Source organism: Lysinibacillus sp. NPDC093216, assembly GCF_050280325.1.
Taxonomy (GTDB): Bacteria; Bacillota; Bacilli; order Bacillales_A; family Planococcaceae; genus Lysinibacillus.
In genome coordinates, this window is record NZ_JBNNVB010000013.1 from 21,684 (window position 1) to 35,460 (window position 13,777).

12 protein-coding genes are annotated in these 13,777 nt (G+C 37.3%); 5 read left to right on the forward strand and 7 right to left on the reverse strand.

The window, feature by feature from the left end; all coding sequences use genetic code 11:
* Window positions 1–4 precede the first annotated feature (4 nt).
* Entirely contained in the window at window positions 5–1,384 is a 1,380-nt protein-coding gene (gene rlmD / locus ACQKOG_RS15035; protein WP_427447200.1) for a 23S rRNA (uracil(1939)-C(5))-methyltransferase RlmD, read from the forward strand.
* A gap of 391 nt (window positions 1,385–1,775) precedes the next feature.
* On the opposite strand, the gene ACQKOG_RS15040 is transcribed toward rlmD, so the two are convergent.
* Together ACQKOG_RS15040 and ACQKOG_RS15045 are read right to left on the reverse strand one after the other, a co-directional pair.
* Window positions 1,776–2,411, reverse strand: a complete 636-nt coding sequence (locus ACQKOG_RS15040) for a hypothetical protein (RefSeq protein ID WP_402871433.1) — start codon at window positions 2,409–2,411, stop codon at window positions 1,776–1,778.
* Window positions 2,412–2,730: 319 nt separating this feature from the next.
* On the reverse strand, window positions 2,731–3,930 hold the full coding sequence (locus ACQKOG_RS15045; protein ID WP_427447202.1) for an MFS transporter: 1,200 nt from the start codon (window positions 3,928–3,930) through the stop codon (window positions 2,731–2,733).
* Window positions 3,931–4,298: 368 nt separating this feature from the next.
* On the opposite strand from ACQKOG_RS15045, the gene ACQKOG_RS15050 reads away from it, so the two are divergent.
* The gene (locus ACQKOG_RS15050) at window positions 4,299–4,484 is read left to right on the forward strand and encodes an SE1561 family protein (protein WP_049668848.1); all 186 of its coding nucleotides are present in this window, start codon (window positions 4,299–4,301) and stop codon (window positions 4,482–4,484) included.
* A 100-nt stretch (window positions 4,485–4,584) separates the two neighbouring features.
* Here ACQKOG_RS15050 and ACQKOG_RS15055 read toward each other — a convergent pair whose 3' ends face one another.
* Complete coding sequence (locus ACQKOG_RS15055) at window positions 4,585–5,376, reverse strand: YwqG family protein (protein WP_370079320.1); 792 nt, start codon at window positions 5,374–5,376, stop codon at window positions 4,585–4,587.
* 278 nt (window positions 5,377–5,654) lie between these two features.
* On the opposite strand from ACQKOG_RS15055, the gene ACQKOG_RS15060 reads away from it, so the two are divergent.
* Together ACQKOG_RS15060 and ACQKOG_RS15065 are read left to right on the forward strand one after the other, a co-directional pair.
* Window positions 5,655–7,193 (forward strand): fumarate hydratase, encoded by a 1,539-nt coding sequence (locus tag ACQKOG_RS15060; RefSeq protein WP_427447204.1) that lies wholly within the window; start codon window positions 5,655–5,657, stop codon window positions 7,191–7,193.
* A 515-nt stretch (window positions 7,194–7,708) separates the two neighbouring features.
* Window positions 7,709–9,613 carry a heavy metal translocating P-type ATPase gene (locus tag ACQKOG_RS15065; protein ID WP_402871426.1) on the forward strand — a complete coding sequence of 635 codons (1,905 nt, stop codon included), beginning with the start codon at window positions 7,709–7,711 and terminating at the stop codon, window positions 9,611–9,613.
* A 55-nt stretch (window positions 9,614–9,668) separates the two neighbouring features.
* Here the strand turns inward: ACQKOG_RS15065 and ACQKOG_RS15070 are convergent, their stop codons facing one another.
* Both ACQKOG_RS15070 and ACQKOG_RS15075 read right to left on the reverse strand, forming a co-directional pair.
* Window positions 9,669–10,607, reverse strand: coding sequence for a YihY/virulence factor BrkB family protein (locus tag ACQKOG_RS15070; RefSeq protein WP_370079314.1), 939 nt, complete (start codon window positions 10,605–10,607; stop codon window positions 9,669–9,671).
* Between the two features lie 23 nt (window positions 10,608–10,630).
* A complete protein-coding gene (locus ACQKOG_RS15075) occupies window positions 10,631–10,957 on the reverse strand; it encodes a YtxH domain-containing protein (RefSeq protein ID WP_402871423.1) in 327 nt (108 codons plus the stop codon).
* A 160-nt stretch (window positions 10,958–11,117) separates the two neighbouring features.
* Between ACQKOG_RS15075 and ACQKOG_RS15080 the strand changes: the two genes are divergently transcribed.
* On the forward strand, window positions 11,118–11,339 hold the full coding sequence (locus ACQKOG_RS15080) for a DUF1128 domain-containing protein (RefSeq protein WP_049668842.1): 222 nt from the start codon (window positions 11,118–11,120) through the stop codon (window positions 11,337–11,339).
* A gap of 66 nt (window positions 11,340–11,405) precedes the next feature.
* Here ACQKOG_RS15080 and motB read toward each other — a convergent pair whose 3' ends face one another.
* Window positions 11,406–12,176: a flagellar motor protein MotB gene (motB, locus tag ACQKOG_RS15085; RefSeq protein ID WP_370079308.1), complete on the reverse strand. Its 771-nt coding sequence runs from the start codon at window positions 12,174–12,176 to the stop codon at window positions 11,406–11,408.
* Window positions 12,160–12,963 carry a flagellar motor stator protein MotA gene (gene motA, locus ACQKOG_RS15090; RefSeq protein ID WP_370079306.1) on the reverse strand — a complete coding sequence of 268 codons (804 nt, stop codon included), beginning with the start codon at window positions 12,961–12,963 and terminating at the stop codon, window positions 12,160–12,162. Before motA ends, motB begins: the two co-directional genes overlap by 17 nt.
* Window positions 12,964–13,777 lie beyond the last annotated feature (814 nt).

Genomic DNA, 13,777 nt, shown 5'->3' on the forward strand with positions numbered 1-13,777 from the left:
ACGCTTGACGCAACAAACATCAATGGAAGTTGGACAAAAATTTCCTCTAACAATAAAAAGACTTGGTATTAATGGCGAAGGAGTAGGCTTTTATAAGCGTAATGTTGTATTCGTAAAAGGCGCTATTCCTGGTGAAGAAATTACAGCACTAGTAACTAAAACACAGCGAAACTTTGCTGAAGCAGAAATAGTAACTATTCGTAAAGCTTCAAAATATCGTCAGGAAGCACCATGCCCAGTTTACAACGAATGTGGCGGCTGCCAGCTTCAACATATGACATATGAAAAACAGCTAATCGAAAAGCGTGATATCGTAATTCAAGCATTAGAACGTTATGCTAAGCCTTTAGCTAATACAGTTGAAGTTCGCAAAACTTTAGGGATGGATAATCCATGGAATTATCGTAACAAAAGTCAGTATCAAGTACGTAAAGAGGGTAAACGTGTCTATGCAGGGCTATTTGCAGAAGGTAGTAACAAGTTACTGAACATCAACGATTGCCTTGTTCAACATCCGGTTACATCAAAAATCACAGTGGCAACGCGTAAAATTTTACAAAAACTGAATATTACTATTTACGATGGCCGTACGCTTGATGGCTTAGTGCGTACGATTGTAGTACGTACTGGGATTCGTACTGGTGAAACACAAGTCGTGCTCGTTACAACACGTAAAGAAATTCCACATCAGGCAGAACTCATTGCACGTATTAAAAAAATCGACCCAAGTATCGTTTCGATTGCCCAAAATATTAACCGTGAGAAAACATCGTTAATCTTTGGCGATGAAACGATTGTCCTCGATGGCAAGGAAACGATTCATGAGGAGCTTGGAGAATTAGCCTTTGATTTATCAGCTCGTGCCTTTTTCCAACTGAATCCAACACAAACCGTTCATCTTTACGATGAAATTAAAAAAGCAGCAGCATTAACAGGCAAAGAAACAGTTGTTGATGCTTACTGCGGTGTTGGAACAATCGGTTTATGGCTAGCTGACAAAGCAAAAGAAGTTCGTGGAATGGACGTTATTCCAGAAAGCATTCAGGATGCACGTAAAAATGCACGTAACCATGGCTTCAAGCATACAAAATACGCAGTCGGTACTGCAGAAAGTGTTTTAGCAAAATGGCGCAAGGAAGGATTTACACCTGATGTTATTACAGTTGACCCACCACGCACAGGTCTAGCACCAGAATTCATCCGCACAGTGTTGAAGCTAAAACCGAAGCGCTTTGTCTATACATCGTGTAATCCATCAACTTTGGCGAAGGATTTAAACGAATTATCGAAGTTTTATGATGTAGAGTATATTCAGCCGGTGGATATGTTCGCACAAACCGCACAAGTGGAGTGCGTGGCGAAGCTTGTGTTGAAAAATAAGTAATAAAAACGGGCGTCCTCAAAAAATGAGAGACGCCCTTTAAAAATTCTAAAAGAGAATTAAACAGAAAAAAGGCGTCTTCTAAAATTAAGAGACGCCTTATATGTATTGCACAGCTCTAGCTGCCTGGTGGATGACGGACGGTCCAGAGAAATCAACACCTTAACCAGTAGCCCAGGATTTAAAAGAATTTTATGCTTTAAGTTTTTAGCTTTAATACGAAAGAACTTTGAAACGTAAACTTTGGACTTTTAACTTTAATCTTTGAGCTTTTATCTCCGATTATTTGAACTATCCATTGTAGTAAGACATGTTTCTGGTTTTAACTCGCACACATGTCTTGAAGCGCGAGCGATTTATCGTTTTCCGTTTTCGCTAGGCCATGCATATTTTGTTAGGCTTGCACTTCAATAAATGTAGTTGCGTTTGATTCTGATAATACAGCGTCGACCTCTGATTCAAATTCTTCAATTCGATTACTTAACGCTTCGATTTTCTTTTTAACATTCATCGGATCAATTAACTCGTACTCGTTTCTTTTCATAAATGTCTCTGTATGTAATTTTACTTCTTCTGGAGATTGTTTATCTTTATTTCCTAATATATTAACTAAATACGTTTCTAGCTTTCCAGGCAACGCATCATTTTCTTTTGCAACCGTATTTATCGCTGAACGATATTGCTGTTGCATGACTTCTAACAGTTCCTTTTCATATTGAATGGACTGTTTGCGTTCAATCGCTTCTGCTACAGTCATTTCTTCTTTTCCCACTATTACTTTTGTTTTAGCATTGGACTGTACAACTAGCGCCTTAATTCGGTTGCGATAGTCAACTAAGCTAACTACTTTATCGTATGAGGCTTGCATTTGCTTTTCATATTCTTGAATCTCTACACCATTAATTTTGCTATTGCTTTTACGATTAGCTAACACTGAACTAACTTCATGCGTTGCTGCTTCGATGCGGTGATTTAGCATCTTTAATTCTGTTAATGCACGGTGGATCGATAATTTTTTATATTCTGCCATGTGTTAATCTCCTCATTATAATTAGTATCTTAGTTAGTGTTCTTCTATTATATAGAGGTAGAAATCCAAAGTCCAAATATTACTATCTACAAATATTATTTGATTTTATGTTTACTTGTCTGTATAATATCATTCTAGGTGCCAAACCTATGTGACTTGGACGGAACATCCTTGTCACGCAAAGAACGCCATAACAGCACGGATTTGCTGGGCGTTTTTTGTTTTATGAGCGGGAGATGAGCCCCGCTCTTTTATTTTGTCCAAAATTATACGTTGCTCAAAAGTCTCCGAGCTGACTCTCTTTTTTCCGCTTCAAGGATCATTCCAAAAGACAATGCCCCTTACATCGACACTGGTCGCTTATTTTTTTTCGCCCAAATACTAGTAAAACAATGGCTATAGCTAGCAAAAGCATCGCCACTAATAAAAGGAAGCTGTAATTTACATATTCTAAATAAACGCCTCCTAAAAATGGCCCTGTTAAGCTACCGATACTAAGAGCAATACCGCAAAGCAGATTTCCTGTTGGTAGTAGCTCCTTTGGTGTTAAGTCAGCCATAAAGGTAATACCTAACGAAAACATCGAACCGACTAATGTACCTGTAAAGAAAAATGCTACGGCTACTGCCATTTGTGAATGTTCTACAAAACTTGCAATGCCAAAAATAACAGCCCCACCAAATGAGCCTATCATCAAGACATTGCGTCGTCCTAATTTATCCCCTATAGCTCCAAGTGGTACTTGTGTCAAAATCCCACCAAATGTAAAGACTGATAAAATAATAGGAATCATATTCACATCGAAACCTTTACGTAACGCATAAACTGGGAACAAAGCATTTAAAGAGGATTCTAAAAACCCATAAACAAATGGCCCTAAAAATGCAATCCACCCGAATGCGATAGCCATTTTATAACGATGCCAACCCCTTGCATGTAAGTCTCCCGTTAATCGCTCTGGTTTTTCATTTTGTAGAAGGAAGACAAAAGCCCATGCCAATAAGCACATAATCGAGGACACAATAAACGGTAATGCTTCTGAAACTTGTATAAGTTTCACCATCAAAGGACCGACCGCAAAACCTGTACTAAAGGACAAGCCGTAAATGGCCATACCTTTTCCTAAGCTTTTATGATCCGTTGTGCTTGTAATCCACGTCTGTGTTGCAAAATGTAATGCATGATCCCCAATTCCAATGAGTAAGCGGAGGGTAAACCAAAAGGTCACACTCTTCCATAAAGGAAATGCAAGCAGTGAAGCGAAGACAAGTGCACCGCCTATTAAAATAATTGGTTTGTAGCCCCATTTTCGTAATGGCTGCTCGATAAACGGTGAGATCAATAAAGTTCCTATGTATAGACCTGTTGCGTTCAATCCATTCAACGCAGAGGAAACTCCATCACGTTCGAAAATAATTGAAATTAACGGTAAAAGCATCCCTTGTGAAAAACCTGAAATAGATACAATTAACACTAGAATGGCAAATCTTTTTTTGTTGTAATCTGAGAAGTATGTCATCATTTCCTCCAACATCAAGTCATTCTATCAAATAACAGCATAACAAAAAGCCTTAGCGCTCACCACATGTGATTTTACGCTAAGGCCTAACTAATACTTATCTCCATTTAATTGTATAAACACGAATTTCGACTTTTACATCGCCGAGTACTTGTTTAAACTCCCTCCTTTTCGAGTTAGAGTTCTTTTGTTTTTTTTAATCAGCTCCTTTACTTTTTCTTAATATTAATTTAACACACACATTCATTATTGTAAATATTCTGTCTATTGATTTTTACAAAATAATCTCTAAGTCCTAGGTGTTTGCCTAAACATTGAAATTTAGTCCCAAATCAGCTAAGATGAAGGGGATGAAATGAGGTGTATGTATGTCAAATCCAATCACTGATAAAAAACAGCAAATGAACTACTTAAAAGAGCGTCTTGAAATGTTTTTAGAAGTTTTAGATGCAATTGATCCTGAAACAACTGAATTAGAGGATATCGATCGTTTAATTCAAATGATGGATGATTTAGAAGACAAAATGGAGCAATTTAATGCTCGTGAACAATAACTACTAATCAATTTCGCCTTGGCGTAATTGCGTCCGGAGGCTATATAAAAGCAAGTGGAAAGCTATATATCCACTTGCTTTTTTTCTTGTCCATTTCCGGCTAGTAGCAATCCCAATTATATAGAACTTTACTAAAATCTTTACGTTTCAGCTCATCCTCTGTGATGAAAAAATTGCCGACCCCGTCATCCCCCCAAACAATTTGTTCCCCTACACTATCAATCTGAAGCAACAAAATTGTTGAATCTGTATAGTCGCCATATGCTCTTGGATCTTCTTGGGTAAAGAATGGATATCCTCCAATTTTATGACCTGAACTATTTAAAGTTTCATAAAATGAGTCTACTAAATTATCATTGTCTTCTATATTAGCAAGGATCTTCGCATATAGTTTTTCACTTCTAAAGTCATTTGCTGATAATGGTTCATAGCTTGTTCCAAAAGACAATGCCATTTCTTTTTCCACTGGAAAGAAAAATTCTTCTTCTTTCACTTCAACAAATGAGAAGTCTTGTACTAACTGCGACTCATCACTGACAATATGTTCGTGGAAAATGACGCAGAAACCCTCCTGATTTTGACCATTATCAAAATCTATCCCTAGAACATCATCATAACCATCAATATAAAACTGTAAGATTCCCTCTTCAGGGAAATTTGGTAAATGCCTAGGTACATCTGTAAAATTAATTTGTGCTAGTAATTTTAATGGCTGCCCTTCAGGACTTTTCGGATATTCCATTGACAGCGGAAAATACGGATCACCCGCAAACTTACTTTCAAATAAAGATGTTTTTCGTTCTTCCGTTTCAATAAATACAGTAGGCTGTATCGTTTCCTCTATTACAGACCGATATTGTTCAAATGCTTCGGGTAAATTAAGTAACTTCATATTATTACCTCCTAAAGGAAATTTAAATTTATTATAGAACGAATGTTCCTCTCGAGCAATCTTTATGGTGATTTGATCAGCTCGGCTCCAAAAGTGATCCGCTCCCATTATCTTCTAACACCTCAACGGCAGATAACATAATTTCACATTTAAATTTCCTCTTTTTGAGAATAGACCTATAATTCCAACCACAATGAGTTGAACTCTTTTTTTCATTAGTTGAAAAGAGTATAATGTAACGTGGAAATAATCAAATTTTCTATGGGGGGCAATACCAAATGAATATCCAAACTTTGGAGAAAAGTATTTACGATTTAATTACTGAAACGTCTACAAATCTACCAAAAGACGTACGTCGTGCTATTAAGAAAGCTAAAGAAGCCGAGAATTCAGGTACTCGTGCTGCAATGAGCTTAGACACAATCTCAAATAATATCATTATGGCAGAAGATAATGTATCACCAATCTGTCAAGATACTGGTCTACCAACATTCAAAATTTATACTCCTGTCGGTGTAAATCAATTAGAAATTAAAGAAGCTATTAAAAAAGCTATTATCGATACTTCTGCAGATGCAAAATTACGTCCAAATGCGGTTGATTCGTTAACAGGTGCAAACAGCGGTAATAACCTAGGTGACGGTCTACCTGTTATGAAATTCGAACAATGGGAAAAAGACTATATTACAATTAAATTAATCCTTAAAGGTGGCGGCTGTGAAAATAAAAACATTCAGTATAGCCTACCATGTGAGATTGAAGGTCTTGGCCGCGCTGGTCGTGATTTAGATGGTATCCGTAAATGTATCCTTCACTCAGTATACCAAGCACAAGGACAAGGCTGTTCAGCTGGTTTCATCGGTGTAGGTATCGGTGGCGATCGCTCTTCTGGTTACGACTTAGCGAAAGAACAGTTATTCCGTCATGTGGAAGATACAAATCCAAATTCTGATCTTGCTAAATTAGAAGAATATGTTGTGAAAACTGCAAACACATTTGGTATCGGTACAATGGGCTTCGGTGGTGAAGCAACATTACTTGGCTGTAAAATTGGTGTTATGCACCGTATCCCTGCATCATTCTACGTATCTGTAGCTTATAACTGCTGGGCATACCGTCGTATGGCTGTGGACATCAATCCTCAAACTGGTGAAATTATTAACTGGCATTACCAAGAAGGCGAAAAAATTACATTTAAAGAAGATGAAGTTGCAGCAACAACAGAAGATACTACTACAGATGTAGTAGAACTTACTGCACCAATTACTGAAGAACAAATTCGTGCTCTAAAAGTTGGTGACGTTGTTTCAATTACTGGTCGTATGTACACTGGCCGTGACGCAATTCACCATCACTTAATGAGCCATGATGCTCCAGTTGATCTTAATGGACAAGTTATTTATCACTGTGGCCCTGTAATGGCAAAAGACGAAGAAGGCAACTGGACAGTAAAAGCAGCTGGTCCAACTACTTCTATTCGTGAGGAGCCATACCAAGGTGACATCATGAAAAAATTCGGTATCCGCGCTGTAATTGGTAAAGGCGGTATGGGACCAAAAACACTTGCTGCATTAGAAGAGCACGGTGGTGTTTACTTAAATGCAATCGGTGGTGCAGCACAATACTATGCAGACTGCATTAAAGGTGTTGAAGGCGTTGACCTAATGGAATTCGGTATTCCAGAAGCAATGTGGCATTTAAACGTTGAGAAGTTTACAGCTGTTGTAACAATGGACTCTCACGGTAACTCACTACACGCAGATGTAGATAAATCATCCCTAGAAAAACTTGCTCTACACGCAGAACGAGTATTCTAATAAAAGCGTTACGTTGAATAGCATAACTAGTTTTTAAGCTGTGGAGTACGCATAGCGTCAGCCATACTGCAAAAACGAATTTATAACTTAATAATTTATGGCTTATCACCAAAAGTTAGGTATGACATTTATTAAAACGTATGTCAGTTGATTGAAGTGAAGACTGGCCCTTAGGAAAGCGCCCAGCCGGAACGGACATCAACCCCACTTTTTAGTGATAAGCCGCCTGCACAAATTTGAGAAGCACAGAATATTCCTATGAATAACTGTGCTTTTCTTATGTTCAAAATTATTTCAAAAATCCTCAAATCGCCGCCATCTCAATCCCAGACTGCTTTTATCCCCACTCTTTAAAAATCCCTTCAAATTTCTTACTTTCTTTTTTAAAATACCTTTGTTATAATAATTCTAAATAAGAAAGGAGCTAATCGAAATCGATTTTCAATTAGATATTGTTTATATACATTGATTTACATGGGTTTTGATATTGATTTTCATTATCAGGAGGGATAAAAGTGGAACATTCTAAACGAGAAAATTTCAGTTTAATTGAGAAAACAAAAGAACACGCTGAATTAATTGCTGCCCTTATAGCAGGTTTGTTTATTTTGCTTGCATGGCGTTTAGATACTAGCGGGCAAACAACCGCTTCTATTATTTTATATATTGTTGCATTTTGTGTTGGTGGATTTGCTAAAGCAAAAGAAGGTATTGAAGAAACCATTGAAAATAAAGAACTTAATGTTGAACTATTGATGGTATTAGCTGCAGTTGGTTCAGCTGCAATCGGTTATTGGACGGAGGGTGCTATTCTTATTTTCATTTTTGCTGTAAGTGGCGCTCTTGAAACATACGCAATGAATAAAAGTCATCGTGAAATTTCTGCACTCATGAACTTACAACCCGAAGAAGCTTGGCTTGTTCGTGGTAACTTTGAACCAATGAAAGTTTCTGTCTCTACATTACAAATTGGAGATCACCTACTCGTAAAACCTGGTGAACGTGTACCAGCAGACGGTGTAATCTTTAAAGGACAGTCTTCTATCGATGAATCCGCAATAAGCGGTGAACCGCTTCCAGTGGCAAAACGTGAAGGCGATGAAGTATTTGCAGGTACAGTGAACTTAAATGGTGCCATTACGATGGAAATGACAAAACCAAATTCTGAAACACTATTCCAAAAAATTATCCAGCTTGTACAAAGTGCTCAGAGTGAAAAATCTCCATCTCAACAATTTATAGAAAAATTCGAAGGTACTTACGTGAAAATTGTGCTACTTACCGTGGCCCTTATGATGTTTCTACCTCACTTTGTACTCGGTTGGGACTGGACAACAACTTTCTATCGAGCAATGGTACTCCTAGTAGTTGCTTCTCCATGTGCACTTGTTGCATCCATTATGCCAGCAACACTTGCAGCCATTTCAAATGGTGCAAAACACGGTGTGCTATTCAAAGGTGGCCTACATTTAGAACATCTAGGTGCATTACGTGCACTAGCGGTAGATAAAACAGGTACTTTAACACAAGGAAAACCAACCGTTACTGATTTTATTGTTCGAGAAGGATTAGACCGTGAAAATACAATGGCAATCCTTGCAGGTATTGAAGCACAATCGAACCATCCACTTGCTCAAGCAATTACTTTATTCGCAAGAAAAGAAGGGATCACACAGTTTGCTCAAGCCACTATAGAAGATATCCCAGGTTGGGGTATTAAAGGTTACGTTAATGAAGTCGAGTATCTTGTTGGTAAACCAGACTTTGTTGGTCTAGATGAGGCAAATGAATTTGCAAATGGTGCAGCAGAAAAACTTGCCTCAGAAGGAAAAAGCGTTATTTTTATTCGTGACCAAGATGGCATTGCTGCATTGGCAGCCTTAAAGGACACCGTTCGCAGTGAAGCAAAAAAAGCAGTATCATTACTAAAAGAGCTAGGCATTGATGTTATCATGTTAACGGGCGACAACGAGAAGACTGCTAAGGTAATTGCCAAGGAAGCAGGCGTGACAGAATACGTTGCAGAATGTCTCCCTGAAACAAAAGTGACTGAGATGAAACGCCTTCTTTCTGAACATAAATTTGTAGGGATGGTCGGTGACGGTATTAACGATGCACCTGCTTTAGCAACTGCAACTACCGGAATCGCTATGGGAGAAGGCACAGATGTTGCTTTAGAAACAGCAGATGTCGTTTTAATGAAAAATGACTTATCAAAAATTGCCTATGCAGTACGTTTATCACGTAAAATGCAACGCATCATCAAACAAAACATTTTCTTCTCTATCGGCGTTATCGTTTTATTAATTGCTTCAAACTTTTTACAAGTGGTCGATTTACCGCTAGGTGTAATTGGACATGAAGGAAGCACTATTTTAGTTATTTTAAATGGCTTACGTATGCTTAATAAAAACGCCTAAAAAACAAACAGCCTCGTATCACAAAGCGTGATGCGAGGCTGTTCTTTTCATATTCCTACCTATTCGTTAGTGTTTTCTGCTTCATAAGTTCTTTTTGCAATACTTTTTTCTGCATCGTCGCATTTAAAATGCCACCAAAAATTAAAATAATCCCCGTTAAATACAGCCAAAGCATTAAAATAATAACGCCTCCAATACTGCCATATGTAGCGGAATAATTCGCGAAATTATTAATATAAAAAGAGAAAGCATATGTTACTGCCAACCAGGCAAGAGTTGAAAACAATGCCCCTGGCCAAACCCCCATTAACTTTAAACGAGGATTTGTATTTGGAACAAATCTATATATTCCCATTAAAACTATAAAAATAAGTAGAGGCGGTATCGACCAACGCATTCTATGCCAGATTATTTCAAATTGCTCCTCAATGCCAACAATCGAAAATAAGAAATGCCCTACTTGTTGCCCAAAAACCGGTAAAAGTAGAACGACAGCAATAACGACGACGAATGCTAAGGTGAAAACAAGGGATAATCCTCGATCTAATAGACTCCCCCTAGTTTCTGTATCATAAGCCTTATTTAAGGCTCTAATCAATGCATTAATTCCTTTGGAAGCGGACCAAATTGTCCCAAGTACCCCGACAGATAATAAACTACTATTACGACTTGTTAAAATTTCATCTAAGGTATTTTCAACAAGCCTGTATACCTCGTCCGGCATAATATTCACTAGAAATGAATACACTTGCGTCGACTGTATATTCAAATACGGTAGTAATGTAACTAGAAAAATTAGTAGTGGGAAAAAAGACAGTAAAAAGAAATAAGCCAATTCCGCTGCAAGAGCTGATATTTCCACTCGCTGTATGCGTAGCATTAAATCTTGCATGAAGCCCCTTGATGTCATCACATCTACAGTGTCTTCGTCTGGTGAGACAAATGATTTCACCACACCGACAGCTGAATGTATCGATGCTTTTTTCTTCTCCATACAAATTCCCTCCTGTACGACAACTATTCTTTATCAGGCAAAGAAAAGGCTGATTTCGTGTCATTAATCATGCCTTCAATCGTGGAAGGTAATTCTTTAAACTCATCAACTTTATCAATGATTGAGTTGACATTTTCTGAAACACTTTCACATAGCACTTTAGTGGCCATTACTTTTTCCTCAACTAGCACTTGTAATTCCTCTCGGTTGGTTGCATAATACGATATTGCTTCTTTCATCTTTTTCGTTGAAGCTATTGTTTTTTCACGCGTTGTACGGTCCAACATACTTAATGCAGCACCAACTGTGGCACCAACTACGATAGATGCTAATAATTTACTTCGTCCCATATTAAATACCCCCTGCTTTAGTAAATATAATTAAACTGCTCACTGCCCTTATTCTACCCAATAACAGTCTATTTTTAAAGCAATGTCGAAATACAGTGTTGACATTTTTTTTATTCAATGAAATGATATTTTCGAGGATTACGAAAGGTAGGTTTAAATAATGGATTTATCAGTACCGTCAAAAGAAAACGTTATTTATATGATTGATCAAATGAAAGACAAGCTTCGCATGGTTAATGTCGATGCAATGAAATCGGAAAATTTCGATGAAGCTAATTACGAAGACCTAGTCTATTTATACGAAATGATCATGAAGCGCGATACATTTAGTCCAAGCGAGATGCAAGCTATCGTTGCTGAATTAGGAGCTTTACGCAAATAAATAGAAGTTTGTAAACAAAAAGCTATTAGCGATGAGGCACCAAAGCCGTTTGCTAATAGCTTTTTTCTATTTTGTATTTTTTGCGGCAGAACCATCCTCAGTTACAAGTGGTTGTATTAACACTTCTACACGACGGTTTTTCGCACGCCCTTCTTTAGTATCATTCGGTGCAACAGCACGGTTCTCACCGAAACCTTGTGTACTAAAGTTTCGACCATCTAACTTCGAGTTACTCTGCAATAAAAGTTCTGCGAAGTTCACTGCACGCAATACGGAGAGCTGTAAATTAGAAGAGAAGTTTGGACCAGCCGGAACATTATCCGTATGACCAGTAACAACAATATTACGTGGCGGATTAGATACCAATACATCTGCAAGCTCTTTTGCTGTTGGCTTATACTCCGGTTTAATATTCGCCTTCCCTGAATCAAACAGGATACTATCACGAATTGTAACAAGTAATCCTTCATCAGTCATCGCTGTTGCGAATTGACCTTCCATCTCATGAACAGCAATGAAATTATCAACACTATCTTTAATTTGAGCTAACTCCTGCTGATCCTTTAAGTAAGCTGAATTTTGCTGCGTTTGTGGTGTTTGATCACTTTCAGCATTCGGACTTTGTATCGGTGAAGGCTGCTCTAAAAAGCTTGTTCCACCATCAAATACTTGATTAAACACCGCTGACATTCTCTCTAGCTTTTCTTGGTCTACTGAACTGGATGCAAATAATATGATAAATACAGCTAATAGCAGTGTTAAAATATCTGCATACGGAACGAGCCAAGACTCATCGATATGTTCATCATGCTTTTTTTTCTTAGCTTTCTTTGCCAAGGCCGCCCGCCCCGCTTTCATCAGAAATTTGACGACGTTCTTCCATTGTTAAGTAAGACGATAATTTTTGTTCAATAACACGTGGAGCCTCCCCTTCTAAGACAGAAAGGATGCCTTCAATCATCATTCTTTTTTGCTTAACTTCGATAGCTGATTTACGTTTTAATTTATTCGCAAACGGATGCCATAAAACATAACCTGTAAAAATACCTAATAATGTAGCCATGAAAGCAGCTGAAATAGCATGTCCTAGCTTTTCTATGTCATTCATATCTGCTAATGCGGCGATTAACCCTACTACCGCACCAAGTACCCCTAAAGTCGGGGCATATGTACCAGCTTGTGTAAAGATTGCAGAACCACTAGCATGACGTTCTTCCATCGCTTCGACTTCTTCTGTTAGGACATCACGAATATAGTCCGCATTCTGACCATCAATTGCTAATGTAAGTCCATTTTTTAAAAAAGGGTCTTCAATCTCTGAAGCTTTACTTTCAAGTGCTAATAGACCTTCTCGGCGAGCTAAATCAGCCCATTGTGAAAACATCTTAATAATCTCAATATCATCTGCTAATTTTGTTTCTTTAAAAAGAATTTTAAATAGCTTTGGTACACGCTTTAACTCCTTCATGGGGAAGGCAATTGTTACTGCGGAAATTGTACCGAAGATGATAATTAGAATGGCAGCTGGGTTATAAAACGCACTTAAACTTACACCCTTTAGCACCATTCCTGTTAATAGCGCTATAAACGCAAGTATTAACCCTACAATCGACGATATATCCATTCTAGAACCTCCAAATCTCCTATTTACCTTTATTTCGTCCTTTTTTTCCATATTTTAAATAAATACATAATATAGTATAAATGTATTTCACATTTTTTTCGATGTAATAAATACTTTTTATTCACTTTTCGACCATATTTGATTATATTGAATTAAGAATAATACACTAAATTGTCTTTATTTGAAAAAAGTTAAGAATTTATTATTATTCTTCGACACAAAATTACTAAAATATGTTTGATTAGTCATAAAATCAGGATTAAATATCCAATAAAACCAACGCATTCATATAAGTAATTCGACTGACAATTAAAAACTAATTCAGATAATTACTAAAACGTCACATTAAAATGATATAAAACAGTTTGATGTCGATTTATTCGACAAAATACTTTTTTCGCACTCGCTACGAAAACGCTCCGAAAGACTCATTTTATTTCTTCCCATATTTAATCAATTATGCCTCGGCATAATTACATCTAGATTCGGCTTTGTGCTGGCACAAAGAACTTCTTTCACCAACTAAAGACTGAGACTTCTGTACCTGCCGCTACGCTTTCGTTACAAAAAACGTCACGGCTAAGCAAGGACAAGAAAATTTAAAATCAATTATTTCAACAGACGAAATGCACATTATTAAATAGCGTTAGTAACACACATCACCTATTGACAATCTGATTAGATGTCTCTATTTTTTTGCAAGGGATTGCCTATAACTTTTTGTTTTGAGAGTGGGAAGGTGTTGTTCATTGGAGAGCTTTGGACTAATTCAAAGCTCAGTACATTACTTTATGATTATTTTGGGCAATTGAAT